The sequence below is a fragment of the Agrobacterium sp. M50-1 genome (assembly GCF_049843495.1).
Taxonomy (GTDB): domain Bacteria; phylum Pseudomonadota; class Alphaproteobacteria; order Rhizobiales; family Rhizobiaceae; genus Agrobacterium; species Agrobacterium radiobacter.
Map to the genome: position 1 here is coordinate 667,344 of NZ_JBBHZH010000002.1, position 21,346 is coordinate 688,689.

The following is a 21,346-nucleotide window of genomic DNA, read 5'->3' on the forward strand; positions in this document are numbered from 1 at the left end:
TCTAGTGCTCCGCCGAGGTGATCATGGCGATGAATTCGGGGCCGGTCATGTTCTGCGTGGTTTCAGCGAAGGAATAGCTTGAGGGCTTTTCATCCGTGAAAATCTGCGACGCGAACTTGAAGCTGGAAGGGTTTTCGAAAGCCTGCAACGAAACGGCAAAATGCTTGCCATCCTTGGAACGCCACATCAGCGTGCTGCCGCAATTCCTGCAGAAGCAGCGCTCACCCCATTCCGACGAAGAATAGACGCCGAGGTTCTCTTCGTTTTCGACGGAGATATCAGCGCATTCGACAGCCAGAAACGCACCGCCGGACCAGCGGCGGCACATGGAGCAATGGCAGACGCCGAATTCGCGGGCGCCGATCGCGGCCTTGAGGCCGACGGCACCGCAAAGACATTGGGCGCGCTCTGTCGCAGGGGCTTCGCTCATTGCTTGGCCTTTTCGTCACCCGGGAGAACATATTCAGTCCCCTCCCAAGGAGAGAGGAAATCGAAATTACGGAATTCCTGCTTCAGTTCGACCGGTTCATAAAGAACCCGTTTCAGCACGTCATCGTAACGCACTTCCACAAAGCCGGTAACCGGAAAATCCTTGCGCAGCGGGTGGCCTTCGAAACCGTAGTCCGTGAGGATACGACGAAGGTCCTTATGGCCTTCGAACGGAATGCCGTACATGTCCCAGGCTTCGCGCTCGAACCATTCCGCACCCATAAAAACTGACGTCGAAGACGGCACGCCTTCGTCTTCCGCCACCTGCAGCTTAACGCGAACGCGCAGGTTCTGGCGCGGCGACAGCAGGTGATAGACGACATCGAAACGCTTTTCGCGCTGCGGCCAGTCGACGCCGCAGATGTCTATGATATTGACGAAACCGCACTGCACATCGTCACGCAGGAAGGTCAAAAGCGCGATCACGCTTTCAGGCGTCGTGTTCAGCGTCAGTTCGCCATAGGCGATATCAGCCGACACCACGAGGGAACCGCGCGCTTCCTTAACGTAAGCAGCAAGATCGTTGAGAGCTTCGCTCATTCCTAAATCCGTCCTTTGCCCTTAGCGCTCGATCGTACCGGTACGCCGGATCTTCTTCTGCAGCAGAAGTACGCCGTAAAGCAGCGCCTCCGCCGTGGGGGGACAGCCCGGAACGTAGATATCCACCGGCACGACGCGGTCGCAGCCGCGCACGACAGCGTAGGAATAATGATAATAACCGCCGCCATTGGCGCAGGAGCCCATGGAGATGACGTAACGCGGCTCAGGCATCTGGTCATAGACCTTGCGCAGAGCCGGCGCCATCTTGTTGGTCAGCGTGCCGGCAACGATCATCACGTCCGACTGGCGCGGTGAAGCGCGAGGGGCGACACCGAAGCGCTCCATGTCATAACGCGGACCGGACGCTTGCATCAGGCCTTCGACGGCGCAGCAGGCGAGACCAAACTGCATCCACATCAGGGAGCCGGTGCGCGCCCAGGTGATCAGCTCGTCGGTCGAGGTGACGAGAAAGCCCTTGTCGGCCAGCTCGTCATTGATTTCCGTGAAGTAGGCATCGTTGCTGCCAACCGGCTTGCCTGTCGAGGGATCGATGATCCCCTTCGGCTGCGGCGCAACGAGCGTGCTGTTGTTCTGGCTCATGCCCATTCCAGCGCTCCCTTCTTCCACTCATAGATAAAGCCGATGGTGAGGACGAGAAGGAACACCATCATCGACCAGAAACCGAACCAGCCCATCTCGCCGAAAGACACCGCCCAGGGAAACAGGAAGGCGACTTCCAGATCGAAGATGATGAAGAGGATCGACACCAGATAAAAGCGGATATCGAACTTCATGCGGGCGTCGTCGAAGGCGTTGAAACCGCACTCGAAAGCGGAGAGCTTTTCCGGGTCCGGCGCCTTGTAGGCGACCGCAAAGGGCGCAATGAGAAGCGCCAGGCCGATGACGAGAGCGATACCGATGAAGATTGCGATCGGAATGTAGGAACTGAGGAGTTCAGTCATGGTCTCTTCCCTGTCCGGCCGGGTGCCGGACCTGCCTTTGTGACCTTAAGTCTCAAAGAGCGGACAAATATGTTGCAACGCCAAAGTGGTTAGCGCAGCCGCGCCCTCTCTGCAAGAGTTTAGGCACCATTTCAAGACACCTGCCGCATTGATTGGCAACAATATTGCCGGAATTGACGCAAATTTGGGCCACAATTCCGACCTAAGCCCCTCAAATACAATAATAATCGATTGAACGACGCAACCGCAAAAAAGTCACACGAATTTTACGTCGGAACGGCGGTGAAGTGACGATATCCTGATATCGAAACTTGACTAAAAAAAGCAGGAAAAATCGCGTTTAAAACGGCTGGAATCACGCGCCGGAATCATCAAAAATCGAGGCGCGCAAACAGCGCGTCGATCTGGTTTTAAGGAGACATTTCAGGAGAAAGAAATGGCGCGAGTGACGGGGCTCGAACCCGCGACCTCCGGCGTGACAGGCCGGCACTCTAACCGACTGAGCTACACCCGCGCTCCACAGACATTCATCTGCGTTTTTTCCGAGGAACAGGATGGCGCGAGTGACGGGGCTCGAACCCGCGACCTCCGGCGTGACAGGCCGGCACTCTAACCAACTGAGCTACACCCGCTTATCCTGACGGACAGGACCTTGTCCCGCCGTACGAACCAGCCTCGGCTGTTCGTTGAGCGGCTAACTACGGCGTTCGTGCGGGGGTGTCAAGCAGGTTTCACGACAAAAGAATAAGCTTTTTCATTTTGATCGGGAAAAACCTGAAGGCCATTGATAAGCGTTCCGGCAAACGCCTTGTTTTGCGGGCTTTTCCCAACGAAAACAAAAAACTTGTCCACAGCCAGCGACTTCCCCAGGGGCATTTCCCCCAGGCCATCAAGGCGTCATTGGTTTCTGATTTCACCAAAAAGCCCACAGTTCCCGGCTTTTTGCCCCTCCCCTTCGGCGGAGGGAAAAGCCGCTCCGAAAAAAAACAAAAAAACTTCACAAAAGCCCTTGCGGTTTTTTTCCGATCCGAATACATCACGGCCACCGACGCGGCGGACATGATCCGCAGGACGCGAAGGGCGATTAGCTCAGTTGGTAGAGCGCCTCGTTTACACCGAGGATGTCGGGAGTTCGAGTCTCTCATCGCCCACCATTTTCCAAGCCTCTCAAATCCATATGTTATGAGCTGAATGTTTTTCAGCTGATGCGATCTTTTGTCCTGCATTTTCCGCAGCTGGAATCAGCCGGCCCTGCCCCGCATCTCGTCGCTGGGCGTATCAATCCGAGCCCGGAACCACGGGAATCGTTTTTCCGGCCCTCATCTATTCCATATCGATACGCCTGTTCCGGATTCCGACAGCTTCACCGAATCCCTGTGTCACTGCGTAACATACCGAAAAATAAGCAGATTCAGACTTTTTAAAGAGATTTCGGGCATTGTTTGCGCACCGTTTCATGATGAACGGTTGAACTAATGGATGAAACCATGTCGATCGACGCGTTTGTAACACTCGCGCTTATTGCGCTGCCTGTTTATATTTTTTTCCGCTGGGTACAGCAGGACTCAGAAAAACAAGATACTCCCGAAAGCAAAAATTCCATGGGGCGTTGATCCGTTACGGTCAACCCGCAGTATTTTCCTGGACGGTCTCCAGACGAAATCCTCCACGATCCGATACCCAAGCGGCAATGCTGATTTCAACAGCTTGCATCGCCAGAATCGGGCATCCCGGCCTTGGGGTTCCCTCGCCGCACAAAAAAGCCGGGCATAGCCCGGCTTTTCTCATTTGCAGCGCCTTTCGGCTCGATCAGTTGATCGCCTTCATGTTGATGGTGAAGAACAGCGTTTCGCCGGAAGAATCGTCCACGCCGTCATTGTCGGTCACGGCATAGGCCGTTCCAGCCTTGTCAAAGGTGAAGCCTTCCAGCTTGTCGACGACGTAGCCGTTGGTCTGGGCCTTCAGGTCGGGCAGGAAATCATGGGCTTCCTGCTTGGCCACCAGCGGCAACTCGCCGCCGATCTTGCCCGGCTTCAGGTCGGCGATCGCAACGCGGTAGAGCTTCTTGATCTTGGCCTTGTCGCCGATCTGGTTGTCGCGCTCGACGATATAGACATTATCGCCCTGCGCGGTGATTTCGGAAAGGCCGACCCAGCCTGCCTCGGTCTTGTCGAGCGGGTAACGCACGGCGCCCCACTCCTTGGACTTCGGATTATAGGAGACGAGCTTGACGAAGCCCTTCTCGTCCGCGCCCCATTCGCGCTGCACGGCCATCCACAGCGTGGCGTCGTCGCCCTTGCCGATCATGGTCACGCCTTCGAAACCGAAGCGGGTGTCGCCGGAGAGAAGTTCCTTCGGCAGAGCGATCTCGGCCTTGATTTCACCCTTGGCGTTGACGTTATAGAGCGCGTGCGGAACAAGCTTGGCGCTGTCGCCTTCAGAGGCCAGCCAGAAGCCGCCCTTGCCATCAAGCGTAATGCCTTCGATGTCGAGCTTCTGAGCAGCGATGCCGTCACGCTTGACGCGCAGCACGCTGGTAATGGTGGCAGGCTTCTTCGTAGCGTCGATGGTGAAGATCGACGGCTGGTTGCCATAGACCGAGTCGGAGACGGCATAGAGAATGCCGGGCTTCTCGGCATCGCCGACCAGGCCGGAAAGAGCGCCCCAGCCGATCGGCGCGCCGTCGACGGTGGCGGAAACGAGCTGCGGATAGGCAGCCGTACCTTCAGCACGCTCATAAAGCATGACATGCGAGCGGACACCGCCGTCCTCGACCAGATCGACCTCATTGGCCGTGGCAAGAAGATTACGCGACGGAATGGCGACGGCGCCTTCCGGCGAAACGCCCGAAGGCAGGAGCTGCGTCAGCTGCGGCTCCGCACCGGTATCCTTGTAGACGGCGACCACCGAGGCGCGCTCGGCAAGAACGAAGAAATACTTCTGGCCAAAGAAGGTCGCCGCTTCCAGACCCTCGGGCTCGATGCCCTTGGCCTTGGAGCGCTTTTCCGGATAGTGGCCGATGGCGGCAACCGCATGTTCCAGCGAGGAGCCGGATTCATAGAGAAGCTTGCCGGTCTTGTCGAAAATGGTGAAGCCGCGCGAGCCGCCCTGCCAGTCGCCTTCGTTGGCGATGACGATGCGGTCGTTGTCGAGCCACTTCACGGCATCAGGCTCGCGCTTGCGGCCTTCCTGCTTGTCGGTGAACTTCAGCTGGCCGTCTGTCTTCGTGTCGATGCCTTCCAGATCAACCTTGCCGGCGGAGAAGTGCGTCTTCACCGTGCCGGTCTTGCCGTCGATGATGACGATGTGGTTGTTTTCCTGCAGCGTGAGCGCGATCTCGCCATCGGCGTTGATCGATACGAATTCCGGCTCCGGATCTTCCGGGGCAATTTCAGCAAGGCCGGTCAGTTCGATCTTTTTCAGCGTCGCACAGTCGGCAACACCGTTTTTCAGGCCAACGGTTACCAGATAACCGGCGGGCATCTGCGGCAGGGCGCCTTCGTTCACCTCTTCGTCACGCTCGTTTTCGATCGCGATGGCGGCAAAGGTCTTGTCGGGGGAAACGGCGACGGAATCAGGCTGGCCGCCGAGATCACAGCTTGCCTCGATCTTCTTGGTGGCGATATCGACCGTCACCAGCTTGCCGGACGGATTGGCGCGGTTTTCCGAGGTATTGACGCCGGCCAGAACCTTGAGGCCAGCAACGGCAACGGAGGTCGGCTCGCCTTCCAGCAGCAATGCGCCGCCGGCCTTGGGGGCCTTCGCGTCGGTGATGTCGATGAAACCGATGCCGCCAAGCGGGCTGTCCGAATAGATCAGCGTCTTGCCGTCTTCACTGGCGGTAACGATTTCAGCCGAGGTGACGGACTTGGCGTCCTTGTCCGCGGGAAGGTTTTTAGCCACCGGGAAAGACGCGATGCGGTTGAAAACCGGCTCGGCAGCGGCCGGGAAGGCCGCGGATGTGAGCAGAGCAGCGGTCAAAGCCATTTGAGAAAATCGGAACGCCATTTTAATCCCCCTTGGGTCCAGAAATACCCCATGGCTTCTGCGTCAAAGACATGACAGTGGCATGACATTTCCTGTCGGGAATCAAAAAGCCCGGCCATGGAGACCGGGCTTTCTTGTTTCTGCGCACATTCCGCGTATCGGAGCACCGTGTGACCGGATGGAGGCTGCACAGGCGCGCTCCCTACTTTCGTTCACATCCTGCCGGATTAAGAACCGGGCTGTCCGAAAAGCATTTCGAAAAAGCGCCCGGTTTTGGGCCGGCATGAAGGCGTCAGCGCGTCAAAACATGTTTCCTCGTGAACCTGAAAAGCCGCCCGCCCGCCGCCGGGCGTTGCGGCTTTCCGGAAACCTTACGAGTTGACGGCGTCCTTCAGGCCCTTGCCTGCGGAAAACTTCGGTACGTTGCGAGCCGGGATATCGACTTCAGCACCCGTAGAAGGGTTACGGCCCTTGGAGGCTTCACGGCGGCTAACGGAGAAGCTGCCGAAGCCAGCGAGGCGAATGTCGCCACCGTTCTTCAGTTCGCTCTGTACGGTTTCGAATACGGCATCAACAGCGGAAGCAGCATCTGCCTTCGTGAGACCAGCCTTTTCGGCAACAGCAGAGACGAGCTCGTTCTTGTTCATGTTTCCACCCCTTTCAATGGTTTGAAACGACTCGGAATTAAGCCGGCGCAGAATACGTTTGCATCCGCGCGCAGCAACCCAAAAGCGCTGGAATCGCCTGAAAAACAAGGGGTCTGCGATTTTTTTCACAAAAAAGGCCGACATTTCTGCCGGCCTTCCACATATTCGTGCCAAATTCGCATCACTTACGCGCAGCTGAGCGCAGCATGCGCCTTCCGACACCTAACATATTGAATCTATGCAGCACCCGTCGCGAAAGGCGATTCCCGCCCCTCGCGACGAAGCATGTATCAATGTGCGATGGTCTGGCTGCCGTCGTCGACGCCTTCGACCGTAGCGATAACAGGCGTCTCGATGCTGCCGTCCCACTCGATGGGTTCCGGCTGGCGGATCAGGGCGTGCCTGATGACCTCGCCCATGCGCGAAACCGGGATGATTTCCATCTCGTTCTTCACATTGTCCGGAATCTCCGCCAGATCCTTGGCGTTCTCTTCCGGGATCAGTACCTTCTTGATGCCGCCGCGAAGGGCTGCGAGCAGCTTTTCCTTCAGGCCGCCGATCGGCAGCACGCGACCACGAAGCGTGATCTCGCCCGTCATCGCCACATCCTTGGAGACCGGAATGCCGGTCATGATGGAGACGATGGCGGTTGCCATGGCAACACCGGCGGACGGTCCGTCCTTCGGGGTTGCGCCTTCCGGAACGTGGACGTGGATGTCGCTCTTGTCGAAGCGCGGCGGTTCGATGCCGAAATCCACGGCGCGCGAACGGACATAAGATGCCGCTGCCGAAATGGATTCCTTCATCACTTCCTTGAGGTTGCCGGTGACCGTCATGCGGCCCTTGCCCGGCATCATCACGCCTTCGATGGTGAGCAGCTCACCGCCGACTTCCGTCCAGGCCAGACCGGTGACGACGCCAACCTGATCCTCGCGCTCGGCCTCGCCATGGCGGAACCGCGGAACGCCCAGATAATCCGGAACATTGGCAGCGGTGACTTCCACGGACTTGACCTTGCCCTTGATGATCTCGGTGACGGCCTTGCGCGCCAGCTTCATCAGCTCGCGCTCGAAGCTGCGCACGCCCGCCTCGCGGGTGTACTGCTGGATCACGATCATCAGAGCGTCATCGCTGACCGAGAACTCTTCCGGACGCAGGGCATGTTCCTTGATCGCCTTCGGCAACAGGTGACGCTTGGCGATTTCGCGCTTTTCGTCTTCGGTGTAGCCGGCGATGCGGATCACTTCCATACGGTCCATCAGGGGACCCGGAATGTTCAGCGTGTTGGCCGTGGTAACGAACATCACGTCGGACAGGTCGTATTCCACTTCAAGGTAGTGATCCATGAAGGTGGAGTTCTGTTCCGGATCGAGAACCTCCAGCAGTGCGGAAGACGGATCGCCACGGAAATCCATGCCCATCTTGTCGATCTCGTCGAGCAGGAAGAGCGGATTGGACTTCTTGGCCTTCTTCATTGACTGCACGATCTTGCCAGGCATGGAGCCGATATAGGTACGGCGGTGACCGCGGATTTCCGCCTCGTCACGCACGCCGCCCAGCGCCATGCGCACATATTCGCGGCCGGTCGCCTTGGCGATCGACTTGGCGAGCGAGGTCTTGCCGACGCCGGGAGGGCCGACGAGGCACAGGATGGGGCCGCGAATCTTCGAGGCGCGCGCCTGCACGGCGAGATATTCGACGATGCGTTCCTTGACCTTGTCGAGACCGAAATGATCCTGATCAAGGATTTTCTCGGCCGCGTTGAGGTCGGCCTTGATCTTCGACTTCTTGCCCCAGGGCAGGCCGAGCAGCCAGTCCAGATAGTTGCGCACGACGGTCGCTTCCGCAGACATCGGGCTCATCTGGCGAAGCTTCTTCATTTCCGCTTCGGCCTTTTCCTTGGCCTCCTTGGAAAGCTTGGTCTTGGCGATGCGCTCTTCCAGTTCGGCCATCTCGTCACGGCCGTCCTCGCCGTCGCCGAGTTCCTTCTGGATCGCCTTCATCTGCTCGTTCAGGTAATATTCGCGCTGGGTCTTCTCCATCTGGCGCTTGACGCGCGAGCGGATACGCTTCTCGACCTGCAGCACGGAAATCTCGCCCTCCATGAAGCCGAGCGCCTTTTCAAGCCGCTGCTTCACGCTGACGGTTTCCAGCATTTCCTGCTTTTCGGTGATCTTGATCGACAGGTGCGAAGCGACCGTATCAGCGAGCTTCGAATAATCGTCGATCTGGCCAGCAGCGCCGACAACCTCGGGCGAAATCTTCTTGTTGAGCTTCACATAGCTCTCGAACTCCGAAACGACCGAACGCGAGAGCGCCTCGATCTCCACCGGATCTTCGGCAGGCTCCTGCAACGGCGTCGCGGTGGCTTCATAGAAGTCTTCACGGCCGGTGTAGCTGTCGATCTGGGCGCGGCCCTTGCCTTCCACCAGCACCTTCACGGTGCCGTCGGGAAGCTTCAGAAGCTGCAGGACATTGGCGACCGTGCCGACCTTGTGGATGGCTTCGGGAGCCGGATCGTCATCGCTGGCGTTGATCTGGGTAACAAGCATGATCTGCTTGTCCGAACCCATGACTTCCTCGAGCGCACGAATGGATTTTTCCCGCCCGACGAACAGGGGAACGATCATATGCGGGAAAACGACAATGTCGCGCAGGGGAAGTACCGGATAGGTACCACCAGATGCCGCAGACGTGATGTTCGTCATATCATTTCCTTTCATGGTCCCTTTCGGGACACTTTGCCGGACAGCTTGGGGCATCCGGCACATTCATTTCTCGAGACTGAAAGTGGAGTTTCGAAACACCGATTTCAAGTCGCCGGAACAGACGATCCCGCTGAGCGGCAGAACCGTGAAATTCAACAAAACCCAGCGCCGGCTAGTACTCCCGACATTTCCGGTTATCCCTCAGGATCAGGAACCGGGTCGCCGACGGGAATTCACATTTCCGTCATATCGCGCTGCAAATCAGTTGTAAGACTTTATCAGCAAAGCGCAATCCGCTCCAAACGCAAAATCGGGCTTCGCCAAGTTAGGCGCAAGTTTCACACCCGACCACAACAGAAAAGGCCCGCACGGGATGCGGGCCTCTTGATTTCATCAAAGTACCGGACCGGCCGATCAGGCCGAAACGTTGGTCTTTTCTTCCTGACGATCCGCATAGATGTAGAGCGGACGGGCGACGCCGCTGACGACGTCGTTGGAAATAACCACTTCGCGCACACCTTCCAGCGTCGGCAGTTCGAACATGGTATCCAGCAGGATCTTTTCCATGATCGAGCGCAGGCCGCGGGCGCCGGTCTTGCGGGTGATCGCCTTGCGGGCGATTTCGCGCAGAGCGTCCTCGTGGAAGGTCAGTTCCACGTCTTCCATCTCGAACAGACGCTGATACTGCTTGACCAGCGCGTTCTTCGGCTCGGACAGGATCTGGATCAGCGCATCCTCGTCGAGGTCCTCCAGCGTCGCCAGAACCGGCAGACGGCCGATGAATTCCGGAATGAGGCCGAACTTCACCAGGTCTTCAGGCTCCAGCTCGCGCAGAACCTCACCAACGCGGCGATCGTCTTCCGCCTTGACGGTCGCACCGAAGCCGATCGAGGTCTTTTCACCACGGGCCGAGATGATCTTGTCGAGGCCGGCAAAAGCGCCGCCGCAGATGAACAGGATGTTGGTCGTATCCACCTGCAGGAATTCCTGCTGCGGATGCTTGCGGCCGCCCTGCGGCGGAACGGAAGCGACCGTGCCTTCCATGATCTTCAGAAGCGCCTGCTGAACGCCCTCGCCCGACACGTCACGCGTGATGGACGGGTTGTCCGACTTGCGGGAAATCTTGTCGACTTCGTCGATATAGACGATGCCGCGCTGTGCGCGTTCGACATTGTAATCCGCAGACTGCAACAGCTTCAGGATGATGTTTTCCACGTCCTCGCCGACATAACCGGCTTCGGTCAGCGTCGTTGCGTCCGCCATGGTGAAGGGAACGTCGATGATGCGGGCGAGCGTCTGGGCAAGATAGGTCTTGCCGCAACCCGTCGGACCGACGAGCATGATGTTCGACTTCGCAAGCTCGACATCGCCGTTCTTGGAGGCGTGCGCGAGGCGCTTGTAGTGGTTGTGAACGGCCACCGACAGGATTTTCTTCGCCTGCTTCTGGCCGATGACATATTCGTCGAGGATCTTGATGATGTCCTGCGGGGTGGGAACACCCTCGCGCGACTTCACCATCGACGTCTTGTTCTCCTCGCGGATGATGTCCATGCACAATTCGACGCATTCATCGCAGATGAATACCGTCGGTCCGGCAATGAGTTTCCGGACTTCGTGCTGGCTCTTGCCGCAGAATGAACAATAGAGTGTATTCTTAGAGTCGCCGCCGTTGCTGCCGCTGACTTTGCTCATATCTCTTTCCTTCCAGCACGCCGCAGGTCCGCCAAACGGATCGCGGTCAACTTACCGCCCGCCGATACGGCAGCCCTTGGGGTGCATCGCCGTATCCGCCTCGTTTCCCGGGGTACTAACCGGTATCAGATACATGAGCTGACAACCGGCTGCAACGAATTCCCCATCAAACCAAAGACCACGTCATAAAAATTCAACATAGCCTTTATATATACTAATATCGCTTTCTGTTGCGGTTGAAAGCCCCGAAATTACTTTTGCGGGTTCAAACAAACGTCAAAAAGCGGCGCGCCTCAATTCGCGGCGGCGCCTTCGATTTCCTGGCGCGAGGTCAGGATCTTGTCGATCACGCCCCAGTCCTTCGCCTCGTCTGCATCCATGAAATGGTCGCGATCAAGGGTTTTTTCAACCTCTTCGAGCGTGCGGCCGGTATGCTTCACGTAGACTTCATTCAGGCGACGCTTCATCTTGATGATGTCACGGGCATGGCGCTCGATATCCGATGCCTGCCCCTGGAAACCGCCCGACGGCTGGTGAACCATGATGCGGGCGTTCGGGGTGGCAAAGCGCATTCCCTTTTCCCCGGCAGCCAGAAGCAGCGAACCCATGGACGCGGCCTGACCGACGCAGAGCGTGGAAACCGCAGGGCGGATGAACTGCATCGTATCGTAGATCGCCATGCCGGCGGTCACGACGCCACCCGGCGAATTGATGTAGAGCGCGATTTCCTTCTTCGGGTTTTCAGCCTCGAGGAAAAGAAGCTGCGCGCAGACGAGCGACGCCATCTGGTCTTCCACCGGACCGGTGAGGAAAATGATGCGTTCCTTGAGAAGACGGGAAAATATGTCGTAGGAGCGTTCGCCGCGATTGGTCTGCTCTACGACCATCGGCACCAGAGCCATGGCGGTATCAACTGGATTTTTCATGTCCGTCCTTTGTCAAACTCTGCCCTTCGCGGAAAACCGCTCCGGAATCACTTCTAACCTTCATACTCCCTACATAGAGTGTCCCTGCCCCGTACTTCAAGACACGAAGCCGCATATCCTTAACGGCTCAACAGCGTTTGCAGGCCGTCGGGGGCCGGCTTGGCAAGGGTTTCGAACCGGGCGGGGCCGGCCGGGCCTCTTTCCCTCACCGCCACCATTTTTTTACTATGGCGCGCGACGGGGCAAAAATCGTCCGCCATACACAGATATAACTTCTCACCGGCAAGAACTCGTTAGTATTTGCTGCTGATACTGGCCAGCGAATTTCCGGTTCCCGTTGGGGAATGGGCCCATCCGGGCGAAATGGCAGCTCAACAATTCCAGCGGGCATAACGCACCTTGTGCGAGATGGCCCGCTTTTACCGCATGATGGCGCAGATAGGATTTTGCAATGCTGGATGCAAAGACGAGCACGCTACTGTGGGCGGCGGAAACGTTCACCCTTGCCGTGCTTTTGGGAACGCTGTGGCTGCACCGTCCTTCCCGCCGGCATAATCTCTATTTCGCCGCAGGTTTCCTCACCACAGGCATCGGCACTGTCATGGTGGCGTTTCGCGGCGATATTTCCAGTTTTCTGTCCATTCAGGTCGGCAACACGCTGGCGCTTTCCGCCTTTGGTTTCTGGCTGGCTGGCCTGCTCTGCTTCGAGCAGCGCAAACTCGGCGGCTGGGTTGCTATTCCGGCCCTGCTGTGGATCGCCGGAATGTTCGTGCCGCCCGTGCGCGAAGACATGGTCGCCCGCATCCTGCTTTATCATGCCAGCGCGGCCACGGGCTATTTCATGCTCGCGGGCGTGCTTCTGGCCAGCAGGGCGCGTGCATCTCGCAGCCGAAAGGTTCTGGCCACGATCCTGATCCTGCAGGCTTTTGCCGGAGCGATCGTCGCATCCATCGTCATCCCGGCCAATGCCGCAATCCCCAATGCCATTCCCATGACATCGGCGCTCTCCATTTCCGGCATGCTCGGCTTCACGGCCATCATCATGATCAGCGCCAAGATCATCATGGAAGACACGGAGATTCGTCTCCACCGCCTCGCCATGACCGATCATCTGACCGGCGTTCTCAACCGGCGCGGTCTGCTGGAGGAGTTCGAGCGCATCAAGAAAAGGTCGCCAGCCTCCAGCCGTTATGTGGCGCTGGTGCTGTTCGACATCGACCATTTCAAGAAGATCAACGACAGATACGGCCATCAGTCCGGCGATGCGGTCCTCGTGCATTTCTGCAATATCGCCCAGCGTGTGATCGGCGATCGCGGCCTTTTCGTCAGAATGGGAGGTGAGGAATTCGCGCTGGTTGCCGAAGTCGAAAGCCCTTCCAGCACAGCGACGCTTGCGGAAGCCATCCGCAGCAATCTACGCCTGTCGAAGATCAGTTCGCGTGGTGAAAGCATCGAGGTGACCACCAGCGTCGGCATCGCCGAAGCCATGATCAGGGATGCCGACCTCAACACCATGATGACGGAAGCCGACCGTGCGCTCTATGCCGCCAAGAAGGCCGGCCGCAACCGGACCGTCATCCACGTCAATTCGGCCAATGTCGTCGTGCCCGCCACCGACCGTGACGAAAATCCGATGGACAATAATGCCGACCGCCAGGTTGCGGCACTGAACCGGATATCCGCCATCGCCAGTCGATGACGATGTAACCATCCAGCGACAGACGGAAGGGAGCTCCCCTCCCTTCCCAAAGCGCCACGCGCGGAATAAACCATGGGCATGACAGCGAAATTTCCCTTTCTCAAAATCGATCCCGCCACCCGCCGCGTTTCCCTCGACGCCCGCGACCCGGCCTTCTACAACGATCCGAACCCGGTTTATGCGGCTCTGCACGCGCAATGTCCCACCTTCTATTGGGAAGAGCAGCGGCAATGGTTCTTCACCGGTTACGACCATGTCAGCGCCCTTCTGCGCGACCGCTGCTTCGGACGGCAGATCCTGCATGTGGCTAGCCGCGAGGAAATCGGCCTGCCGCAGCCGCTGGAACATGTGAAGCATTTCGACGCCGCCGAGCAGCATTCGCTTCTGGAGCTCGAGCCGCCGGAGCACACGCGGCTGCGCACGCTCATCAACCGCGCCTTCGTTTCCCGGCACGTCGACAAGATGAAACCGGAAATCGAGGAACTCGCCAACCGCCTGATCGATGCCTTTGAAAGCAGGGGCGATACGGAACTGCTCTCCTCCTATGCCGATATCATCCCGGTGACGATGATCGCCCGTATGATCGGCATTCCCGAGGAGATGGGGCCGCAGCTTCTGAAATGGTCGCATGCCTATGTCGGCATGTACATGTTCAAGCGCACGCCCGAGGACGAGCTTCTGGCCGACAGGGCCGCGCATGAATTTTCAGACTATGTGCGCAGCGTGATCGCCGAGCGGCGGGCGGAGCCCAAGGACGACCTGCTGAGCCACATGATCCATACGGAACACAAGGGCCAGTACCTGACGGATGACGAGCTAGTCTCCACCACCATCGTGCTGCTGAATGCCGGACACGAGGCGACCGTGCACCAGATCGGCAATTCCGTGCGCATCATTCTGGAAAGCGGTATCTCTCCGGAGACCCTGTTCCACGACGAGGCCGCCACGGAACGCACGGTGGAAGAAACCCTGCGCATCTGCGCCCCGGTCCATATTTTCCAGCGCTGGGTTCTGGAACCGGTCGAAATCGAAGGCGTCACATTCAAGCGCGGCGACAAGGTCAGCCTTATCCTGGCAGCCGCCAATCTCGACCCGGCAAAATTTTCCAATCCGCTGACCTTCCAGCCGGACCGGAACGAGGGCGCCAACGTCTCTTTCGGCGCCGGCATCCATTTCTGCATCGGCGCGCCGCTTGCACGGCTGGAGCTTAATCTCGCCCTGCCCCTGCTTTTCAAACGCCTGCCGGGCCTGAAGATTGCCGAGCCGCCCAAGGTCAAGGATGTCTATCATTTCCATGGCCTGGAGCGGCTCGATCTCAGCTGGTGAGGCAGAGGAGAATGCGGCCTTAAATCTGGGCCAGGCCGCCATCAACCGAAAGCTCGACGCCGGTGATATAGCTGGCCTTGGAAGACGCCAGAAACAGCACCGCCTCGGCGATTTCGTCAGGGTCGGCCATACGGCCGATCGGTGCTGCATCCTTCAGATAGGCCTTGAAACCGGCGATCTTCTCATCGTCCATTTTCAGGCCATTTTCCATGATTGGCGTGCGGGTGACGCCGGGGCTCACCGTATTGACGCGGATTTCCCGCGCTTTCAGATCATTGGCAAAACTGCGGGCGAATGAGCGAACTGCCGCTTTCGAAGCATTGTAGGCGCTCAGCTTTTCCATACCCTTGTTGCCGACGATCGACCCGGTCAATACGATCGAACCGCCGTCCTTCAGCACCGGCAACAACGTCTGCACCGTGTAAAACACGCCCTTCACGTTGATATCGAAAATCCGGTCGTAAAGCGCCTCATGGGTCGCGCCAAGATCGTTGTTCTCGGCGATGCCGGCATTGGCGACCAGCACATCCACCTTTCGCCCGTCGGCTTCTATGCGGGCCTTGAGCTGTTCCAGATTCGAAAGCTTGGCAACATCGGAAACGAAGCCGATTGCCCGCTCCCCGAGCTTGGCGACGGCGGCATCGAGATTGGCCGAATTGCGGCCCGTCACATAGACCGCAGAGGCTCCGCCTTCCAGAAACAACCTGGCGACTGAAAAGCCGATGCCTGTCGATCCGCCCGTGACGACGACCACCTGCCCGCTGAATAGTCCAGACATTGCAAACTCCATGAATATCGTAATTTCCGAATTACCATAATTCGGTATTTCGGTTTTATTGAAATATTGAAGCTTGTCAATCCATATGCTACAGGCGGTCCATGGTTCAGTTTTTTCATCCCGCTCGCGAGGACATATCGCTTACCGCCGTGCTGTCCGCCCTTGGCGAGCCCGCGCGCATGGGCATCATCCGCAAATTATGGGTGTCGGAAGCCGGGCAGAATTGCGGTGCGGCAGCCCCCTGTCAGGATATGCCGCGCTCCACCCTTTCCAGCCATATGCGTGTCCTGCGTGAGGCAGGATTGATCCGCACCCACAAACAGGGCGTCGAAAATATCAGCGTTGTGCGCATTGAGGACATGGAAGCCCGTTTTCCCGGACTGCTTCCATCAATTCTCAAATTCGATGAGCAATAAGCACCAGACCGTATCCGGCCTCAGAGCCGGATGACGTAGTCCTTGCGTGTCGTTTCCACCACTTCCCACGTGCCGGTAAAGCCCGGGCGCAGGATAACACGGTCACCCTGTCTGAGATCGCGAGGCGCACCGCCGTCTTCGGTCAGGATGGAATGACCTTCGAGAATGTTGAAATATTCCCATTCGTCATAAACCACCCGCCATTTGCCGGGGGTGGATTGCCAGATACCGGCATAGATGCCGCCGGCAGCTTCCTCGAGATTCCATGTGGTGAATCTCGGATCGCCGGAGATCAGCCTTTCCGGCGCGGGCGCGCCGTGCTCCACCTCGGTGGTATCATCAAAGGACAGAAAATTCGCCATGACATCCGGATCCATCAAATGTGGTTGGTAAAATAGCTTTGCTCATTTGTGAGCGCTTCGTCAAACGTCTTCAACTTCATTCACAACTTAAAATTGATTTTATGGGTGGAGAGCACTTGCTCGTTGCCCCCTTTCCCGTCGCGGCCTCGCAGCGGGAGAAGATGCCGTTCACTCCATCCTTGTCCAGCCAAAAACCAGCCAGGTGTATTTCGACTTCTTGTCGGGTTCGGCGGTGTAGGTCATCTGTATATCGCCGTCCTTCGCATAAATATCGAGCCTGGGCGCCGTATCCAGCTTCAGCCAAAGCGAACTCTTGTTGAAAGACCATGTTCCGCACCAGACGCATGAACCTGAGGGATCACCGGCCTGATGGAAATTGTAACGACCGTCCGCTGTGATCTCCAGATAGTCGAACGTGGAGTAAAATGTCGTCACCGTCTCCTGGAACAGTGTCGCATCCGCTTCCTGCTGGGAGGTCGGCGCGGTCTTCATATCGCGCGGCGGGCGACTGGTCGCACCGCTGAGTTTCCACTTTCCGACGAAATCCTTCTGAGTCGGGAAATATTCCGCTTCCGCCTTTGCCGGCGAAACCGAAGCGACGACAGGTATATCAGCCATACCCGCGACCCCGATCGCAAGGAGAAGGGTGACGATGCGGAGCATTCCGGTTCGGTTTTTCATATGGCCTATCTTTCGCGATGGGAGTGCAAGGGCCTGTTCTAGGCAGATTCGACGCTCCCGGTAAGATGGTGGCCGATGAATGGAAGCGGCGCACCGTTCGTCCGCCTGGCGCGCCAACCGCTTCCAGCACTGGCACCGGGCTTTTCCGTAAAGCGAAATGACACGCTCAGTTTGCCGCTGATTTCGCCAGCGCAATGAACAGGAAAATCACCGCGAACAACTTGATGGGCAGTCGCCAAAGCACTTCGCCGGCGCTCGGCGCGCCGAAAACCCCTTGTTTCATGGTTTTCCGGCGGCCGCACAATCACACTAGATATCATCGGGGGTCGCGCGAGTACCAAACCCGCGTGACGAACCACGTCACAGCTTGGCAAGCGACTGTTCGAGATCGGCGATGATGTCCTTGACGTCCTCGATGCCGATCGACAAGCGCACCACATCCGGCCCTGCGCCGGCGGCCGTCTGCTGTTCAGGCGTCAGCTGCGCATGGGTGGTGGAGGCCGGGTGGATGACGAGGGAGCGCGTATCGCCGATATTGGCGAGATGGGAGAAGAGCTGCAGCCCTTCCACCAGCGCCTTACCGGCCGCATAACCGCCCTTGACGCCGAAAGTGAAGACGGAGCCTGCGCCCTTTGGCGAATATCGCTGCTGGAGGGCATGGTTTTCGCTGTCCTCCAGCCCGGCATAATGCACCCAGCCCACCTTGGGATGCGCCTTCAGCCATTTGGCGACGGCGAGCGCATTGTCGGAATGGCGCTGAATGCGCAGCGGCAGCGTCTCGATGCCCGTCAGGATGAGGAAGGCGTTGAAGGGCGAAATGGCCGGGCCGAGGTCGCGCAATCCCAGAACACGGCAAGCGATGGCGAAGGCGAAATTGCCGAAGGTCTGATGCAGCACGACGCCGGAATATTCCGGTCGGGGCTGCGACAGCGCCGGATATCTGTCCGTCGCCGACCAGTCGAAGGTTCCGCCGTCAACGATGATGCCGCCCATGGAATTGCCGTGACCGCCAAGGAATTTCGTCAATGAATGCAGCACGATGTCAGCGCCGTGTTCCAGCGGCCGCAGCAGATAGGGGCTCGCCATGGTGTTGTCGACGATCAGCGGCAGGCCATGCCGGTGGGCGACATCGGCAATCGCGGCGATATCCACGAAAGTACCGCCGGGATTGGCAAGGCTTTCGATGAAGACGGCGCGGGTACGGTCGTCGATCTGCGCCTCGAAGCTGGTGGGATCGGTGGCGTCAGCCCAGCGCACCTGCCAGTCGAAACCCTTGAAGGCGTGACCGAACTGGTTGATCGAACCACCATAAAGCTGGCGGGCGGCGACGAAATTGTCGCCGGGCTGCAGGAGCGTATGGAAGACCAGCAATTGCGCGGCATGGCCGGACGCGACGGCAAGCGCCGCCGTGCCGCCTTCCAGCGCCGCCACGCGCTCTTCCAGAACAGCCTGGGTGGGGTTCATGATGCGGGTGTAGATATTGCCGAACTCTTTTAATCCGAACAGGGCGGCGGCGTGATCGGCGTCGCGAAAAGCAAAGGCCGTCGTCTGATAAATGGGTGTCGCACGCGCGCCGGTGGTCGGATCAGGTTGTGCGCCCGCGTGGACGGCCAGCGTTGAAAACCCGGGATTGCTGCTCGGCATGATGTTTCCTCCAATGGAATTTTGAAGGGATCATAATGCCTTGCCGCCAAATGATAAGTCCGATCCGTACCAACTATCGCACAATATTGAGACGCGGATACTCAATTGCAGGGCAACGGTCCATCACAACCTCCATGCCATAGGCTTCCGCCTTGGCGGCGGCATTGTCATCGCGAACGGAAAGCTGGCCCCAGATCACCGATGGTCGCTCGGGCAGCAATATCGCCTCTTCGACGATTGCCGATAAATATTCTGGTGCGCGAAAAACATCGATCATGTCCACCGGCTCGGGAATATCGGCGAGCCTGGCGTAGACCTTCTGTCCCAATATCTCCTTACCCGCCTGGCCGGGATTGACCGGAAATACACGGTAACCCTTGGACAGCAGGAAGCGCATGACGCCGTGGCTCGGCCTGTCCGGATTGGGCGAAGCGCCGAGCAGGGCGATGGTTTTGACGCCAGTCAGAATTTTTCTGAGGTAGTCGGGCTCGTAACGATCATGCTGCATGTCAACTTATCCCTTTTGGAAGGTCACATGGTTAGAAGAATGCCAATGCAGGTGCGCCATTTAAAAGCTCCGCGAGCACAGCCTCTCCTGCATAATTCCACCGACGCATTCCTGACACTGCGGATTGCGCCTGCCTTCCCCATCTAGGAAGCTTCACTGCCATCTTGAACCCCTGCCCGGCCGAAAATCACCACCGCGACAGACCCATCGTCGCTCAGCGGCACGTTTTCGTCCACGCAAAATGATTTCACCAAAATACCAGAATCCCGGTTGTATTGACTAATTTTGTCCAGTTTTCAAAATGGCGCAAACCGGCACAAAAGCGGCTCAAACAACATTAGCGTGCAAGTTATGCGCCCTTCGTCTCCTGTTTGTTTTCATTCCGTTCGCAGATGAATTAGAGCTATCTAATTTTCAGAAAGTTATTCTGTAAATCAATCTATAAACAAATCTACAACGTTACAGCAAGCCGTTATAGGCATATATGAAATTTCTTTTCACACACCTGCCATCCAATTGATACACCTTCCAACCGAAGCGCCCAGCGGAGTTTTTTGACAAAAAAGCTGGTATCCAGACACGAACACGCTCCGAAGCGAAACCACAAGCTGTGCGCCCAGCGCTCATGCCACCCTCTGACGGATGAAATCCTGAGCAGAATGCCACATCGCGCCAGCGCAAAATCATTCCGCAACCCCACGACATGCACAAAGTAGAAATTTTACGCGTGTTGCAATATTAGCCGCCGTCACACATCGTTTGCGGGACGTTCCACGGGCGCAAAACGCTCAATCGAACAATTCGGAAGGTCGCGTCGCCCTCACCGAAAATCGATTCCGGTTTTCAGGCCGATGCTGTAGGTTGCCCAAAGTAGCCCGCGAGCGAGTCTCTATTGTGACATTTGACATTCTTCTTCTGGTGCTCCTGGGCGCGATGCTGCATGCCGGATGGAATGCGCTGGTCAAATCCGGTTCCGACAAATCACTCGATGCCTCGCTGATCGCGGCGGGTGCTGCGGCCTGTTCGTTGCCGTTTCTGCCCTTCCTGCCCTTCCCCGCGCCGGTCGCCATTCCCTTCCTGATCGCTTCGGCCGCTCTACAATTCGCCTATTTTCGCCTTGTCGCCGCCGCCTATACGATCGGCGATATCGGCCTTGTCTATCCCGTCATGCGCGGCGTGGCTCCCTTGATCGTCGCGGCGACAAGCAGCCTGTTCCTGAGCGAGGTTCTGAGCCCGCTGGCCCTTGCCGGGATCGCGATCATCTCCGGCGGCATCCTGACACTCGTATTCGAGGCAAGGCGTGGCGGCGGCAAGGCTATTCTGGTCGCGTTGCTCAACGCCTTCGTGATCGCGTCCTACACCTTCGTCGACGGCGTCGGCGCAAGACTTTCCGGCAACGCCATCTCCTATACGCTCTGGATGTCGCTTCTGCCGCCGGTGCTGCTTTTCGGTTTTGCCTTTTTCCAGCGCGGCGTCCGCCCAGTCGTTCAGCATGTCAGACGCAACTGGTGGCGCGGCCTGATCGGCGGCGGCGGTTCCATTCTCTCCTATGGGCTTGCGCTTTACGCCATGACCAAGGCGCCCGTCGCCGTCGTCGCGGCGCTGCGGGAAACCTCCATTCTCTTCGCGCTGGTAATCTCCGTGGTGATCCTCAAAGAACGCGCCAGCATCTGGCGTTATCTCGCCGGAGGCATCATTGCAGCGGGCGTTCTGGTGATGCGACTGGGGTAAAACGGGTTCGCTTGGTGAGGTAAAATAATACCCCATCATCAAGCCATTGTTTTTGCTATATTATTTTTACGACCTCCAAAATCCGTCATATTGACGCTTTCGCTCGCGCACCGTATAAGCGCGCCAGATCGGATTCCAGCCGGAATAGGATCATTTGCGGTTGCCCTTGATGGCAACCAAACCAAGCAACAAGAAACGCCCGTATGCTCTTTCATGAAGAGGATTACGGGTCCACGTTAGAAAGTGAAAT

General features: G+C 57.9%; 20 protein-coding genes and 3 tRNA genes. 6 read left to right on the plus strand and 17 right to left on the minus strand.

Annotated features, from left to right (window positions below; genetic code table 11):
* Position 1: 1 nt before the first annotated feature.
* From WDZ78_RS07380 to WDZ78_RS07410, 7 genes are all read right to left on the minus strand, one after another.
* Positions 2-430, minus strand: a complete 429-nt coding sequence (locus tag WDZ78_RS07380; RefSeq protein ID WP_425672670.1) for a GFA family protein — start codon at positions 428-430, stop codon at positions 2-4.
* Positions 427-1,029: an NADH-quinone oxidoreductase subunit C gene (locus WDZ78_RS07385; protein WP_020012324.1), complete on the minus strand. Its 603-nt coding sequence runs from the start codon at positions 1,027-1,029 to the stop codon at positions 427-429. Before WDZ78_RS07385 ends, WDZ78_RS07380 begins: the two co-directional genes overlap by 4 nt.
* 21 nt (positions 1,030-1,050) lie before the next feature.
* Positions 1,051-1,635, minus strand: a complete 585-nt coding sequence (locus WDZ78_RS07390; RefSeq protein ID WP_003496467.1) for a NuoB/complex I 20 kDa subunit family protein — start codon at positions 1,633-1,635, stop codon at positions 1,051-1,053.
* Positions 1,626-1,991, minus strand: a complete 366-nt coding sequence (locus WDZ78_RS07395; protein WP_003496469.1) for an NADH-quinone oxidoreductase subunit A — start codon at positions 1,989-1,991, stop codon at positions 1,626-1,628. Before WDZ78_RS07395 ends, WDZ78_RS07390 begins: the two co-directional genes overlap by 10 nt.
* 437 nt (positions 1,992-2,428) lie before the next feature.
* A tRNA-Asp gene (locus WDZ78_RS07400) sits at positions 2,429-2,505 on the minus strand.
* A gap of 41 nt (positions 2,506-2,546) precedes the next feature.
* Positions 2,547-2,623, minus strand: a tRNA-Asp gene (locus WDZ78_RS07405).
* Positions 2,624-2,722: 99 nt separating this feature from the next.
* A complete protein-coding gene (locus tag WDZ78_RS07410) occupies positions 2,723-3,052 on the minus strand; it encodes a hypothetical protein (protein ID WP_162690411.1) in 330 nt (109 codons plus the stop codon).
* 17 nt (positions 3,053-3,069) lie between these two features.
* Here WDZ78_RS07410 and WDZ78_RS07415 point away from each other — a divergent pair.
* Both WDZ78_RS07415 and WDZ78_RS07420 read left to right on the plus strand, forming a co-directional pair.
* Positions 3,070-3,145: transfer RNA gene (locus tag WDZ78_RS07415), tRNA-Val, on the plus strand.
* Positions 3,146-3,478: 333 nt separating this feature from the next.
* A complete protein-coding gene (locus WDZ78_RS07420) occupies positions 3,479-3,604 on the plus strand; it encodes a hypothetical protein (RefSeq protein WP_256378460.1) in 126 nt (41 codons plus the stop codon).
* Between the two features lie 196 nt (positions 3,605-3,800).
* Here the strand turns inward: WDZ78_RS07420 and WDZ78_RS07425 are convergent, their stop codons facing one another.
* The 5 genes from WDZ78_RS07425 to clpP form a co-directional block, all read right to left on the minus strand.
* Positions 3,801-5,999 (minus strand): esterase-like activity of phytase family protein, encoded by a 2,199-nt coding sequence (locus WDZ78_RS07425; protein WP_425672671.1) that lies wholly within the window; start codon positions 5,997-5,999, stop codon positions 3,801-3,803.
* Between the two features lie 350 nt (positions 6,000-6,349).
* Positions 6,350-6,625, minus strand: coding sequence for a DNA-binding protein HupB (gene hupB, locus WDZ78_RS07430; protein ID WP_003502360.1), 276 nt, complete (start codon positions 6,623-6,625; stop codon positions 6,350-6,352).
* 290 nt (positions 6,626-6,915) lie between these two features.
* A complete protein-coding gene (gene lon / locus WDZ78_RS07435) occupies positions 6,916-9,333 on the minus strand; it encodes an endopeptidase La (RefSeq protein WP_020012319.1) in 2,418 nt (805 codons plus the stop codon).
* A 414-nt stretch (positions 9,334-9,747) separates the two neighbouring features.
* Complete coding sequence (clpX, locus tag WDZ78_RS07440) at positions 9,748-11,025, minus strand: ATP-dependent Clp protease ATP-binding subunit ClpX (protein WP_003496489.1); 1,278 nt, start codon at positions 11,023-11,025, stop codon at positions 9,748-9,750.
* A gap of 293 nt (positions 11,026-11,318) precedes the next feature.
* Positions 11,319-11,951 carry an ATP-dependent Clp endopeptidase proteolytic subunit ClpP gene (gene clpP, locus WDZ78_RS07445; RefSeq protein ID WP_003521529.1) on the minus strand — a complete coding sequence of 211 codons (633 nt, stop codon included), beginning with the start codon at positions 11,949-11,951 and terminating at the stop codon, positions 11,319-11,321.
* Between the two features lie 451 nt (positions 11,952-12,402).
* Here clpP and WDZ78_RS07450 point away from each other — a divergent pair, with 451 nt between their 5' ends.
* Positions 12,403-13,650 carry a diguanylate cyclase gene (locus tag WDZ78_RS07450; protein WP_425672672.1) on the plus strand — a complete coding sequence of 416 codons (1,248 nt, stop codon included), beginning with the start codon at positions 12,403-12,405 and terminating at the stop codon, positions 13,648-13,650.
* Positions 13,651-13,722: 72 nt separating this feature from the next.
* The gene (locus WDZ78_RS07455) at positions 13,723-14,976 is read left to right on the plus strand and encodes a cytochrome P450 (protein ID WP_425672673.1); all 1,254 of its coding nucleotides are present in this window, start codon (positions 13,723-13,725) and stop codon (positions 14,974-14,976) included.
* 19 nt (positions 14,977-14,995) lie between these two features.
* On the opposite strand, the gene WDZ78_RS07460 is transcribed toward WDZ78_RS07455, so the two are convergent.
* A complete protein-coding gene (locus tag WDZ78_RS07460; RefSeq protein WP_425672674.1) occupies positions 14,996-15,766 on the minus strand; it encodes an SDR family NAD(P)-dependent oxidoreductase in 771 nt (256 codons plus the stop codon).
* A gap of 89 nt (positions 15,767-15,855) precedes the next feature.
* On the opposite strand from WDZ78_RS07460, the gene WDZ78_RS07465 reads away from it, so the two are divergent.
* Positions 15,856-16,170, plus strand: coding sequence for an ArsR/SmtB family transcription factor (locus tag WDZ78_RS07465; protein WP_020012314.1), 315 nt, complete (start codon positions 15,856-15,858; stop codon positions 16,168-16,170).
* 20 nt (positions 16,171-16,190) lie between these two features.
* Here the strand turns inward: WDZ78_RS07465 and WDZ78_RS07470 are convergent, their stop codons facing one another.
* From WDZ78_RS07470 to WDZ78_RS07485, 4 genes are all read right to left on the minus strand, one after another.
* The gene (locus WDZ78_RS07470) at positions 16,191-16,532 is read right to left on the minus strand and encodes a cupin domain-containing protein (RefSeq protein WP_026364063.1); all 342 of its coding nucleotides are present in this window, start codon (positions 16,530-16,532) and stop codon (positions 16,191-16,193) included.
* Positions 16,533-16,700: 168 nt separating this feature from the next.
* On the minus strand, positions 16,701-17,213 hold the full coding sequence (locus tag WDZ78_RS07475) for a hypothetical protein (protein WP_026364062.1): 513 nt from the start codon (positions 17,211-17,213) through the stop codon (positions 16,701-16,703).
* Positions 17,214-17,573: 360 nt separating this feature from the next.
* The gene (locus WDZ78_RS07480) at positions 17,574-18,857 is read right to left on the minus strand and encodes an O-acetylhomoserine aminocarboxypropyltransferase (protein ID WP_425672675.1); all 1,284 of its coding nucleotides are present in this window, start codon (positions 18,855-18,857) and stop codon (positions 17,574-17,576) included.
* Between the two features lie 73 nt (positions 18,858-18,930).
* Positions 18,931-19,365, minus strand: coding sequence for a CoA-binding protein (locus WDZ78_RS07485; RefSeq protein ID WP_425672676.1), 435 nt, complete (start codon positions 19,363-19,365; stop codon positions 18,931-18,933).
* Between the two features lie 894 nt (positions 19,366-20,259).
* Here WDZ78_RS07485 and WDZ78_RS07490 point away from each other — a divergent pair.
* Positions 20,260-21,096, plus strand: coding sequence for an EamA family transporter (locus WDZ78_RS07490; protein WP_425672677.1), 837 nt, complete (start codon positions 20,260-20,262; stop codon positions 21,094-21,096).
* Positions 21,097-21,346 lie beyond the last annotated feature (250 nt).

Coding starts and splice junctions, on each gene's coding strand:
- WDZ78_RS07425 (WP_425672671.1), bottom strand. CDS start 5,999: ATGGCGTTCCGATTTTCTCAAATGGCTTTGACCGCTGCTCTGCTCACA.
- WDZ78_RS07465 (WP_020012314.1), top strand. CDS start 15,856: ATGGTTCAGTTTTTTCATCCCGCTCGCGAGGACATATCGCTTACCGCC.
- WDZ78_RS07475 (WP_026364062.1), bottom strand. CDS start 17,213: ATGAAAAACCGAACCGGAATGCTCCGCATCGTCACCCTTCTCCTTGCG.
- WDZ78_RS07480 (WP_425672675.1), bottom strand. CDS start 18,857: ATGCCGAGCAGCAATCCCGGGTTTTCAACGCTGGCCGTCCACGCGGGC.
- WDZ78_RS07390 (WP_003496467.1), bottom strand. CDS start 1,635: ATGGGCATGAGCCAGAACAACAGCACGCTCGTTGCGCCGCAGCCGAAG.
- WDZ78_RS07395 (WP_003496469.1), bottom strand. CDS start 1,991: ATGACTGAACTCCTCAGTTCCTACATTCCGATCGCAATCTTCATCGGT.
- WDZ78_RS07450 (WP_425672672.1), top strand. CDS start 12,403: ATGCTGGATGCAAAGACGAGCACGCTACTGTGGGCGGCGGAAACGTTC.
- WDZ78_RS07420 (WP_256378460.1), top strand. CDS start 3,479: ATGTCGATCGACGCGTTTGTAACACTCGCGCTTATTGCGCTGCCTGTT.
- WDZ78_RS07380 (WP_425672670.1), bottom strand. CDS start 430: ATGAGCGAAGCCCCTGCGACAGAGCGCGCCCAATGTCTTTGCGGTGCC.
- WDZ78_RS07485 (WP_425672676.1), bottom strand. CDS start 19,365: ATGCAGCATGATCGTTACGAGCCCGACTACCTCAGAAAAATTCTGACT.
- lon (WP_020012319.1), bottom strand. CDS start 9,333: ATGACGAACATCACGTCTGCGGCATCTGGTGGTACCTATCCGGTACTT.
- WDZ78_RS07460 (WP_425672674.1), bottom strand. CDS start 15,766: ATGGAGTTTGCAATGTCTGGACTATTCAGCGGGCAGGTGGTCGTCGTC.
- clpP (WP_003521529.1), bottom strand. CDS start 11,951: ATGAAAAATCCAGTTGATACCGCCATGGCTCTGGTGCCGATGGTCGTA.
- WDZ78_RS07385 (WP_020012324.1), bottom strand. CDS start 1,029: ATGAGCGAAGCTCTCAACGATCTTGCTGCTTACGTTAAGGAAGCGCGC.
- clpX (WP_003496489.1), bottom strand. CDS start 11,025: ATGAGCAAAGTCAGCGGCAGCAACGGCGGCGACTCTAAGAATACACTC.
- WDZ78_RS07410 (WP_162690411.1), bottom strand. CDS start 3,052: ATGTCCGCCGCGTCGGTGGCCGTGATGTATTCGGATCGGAAAAAAACC.
- hupB (WP_003502360.1), bottom strand. CDS start 6,625: ATGAACAAGAACGAGCTCGTCTCTGCTGTTGCCGAAAAGGCTGGTCTC.
- WDZ78_RS07455 (WP_425672673.1), top strand. CDS start 13,723: ATGGGCATGACAGCGAAATTTCCCTTTCTCAAAATCGATCCCGCCACC.
- WDZ78_RS07470 (WP_026364063.1), bottom strand. CDS start 16,532: ATGGCGAATTTTCTGTCCTTTGATGATACCACCGAGGTGGAGCACGGC.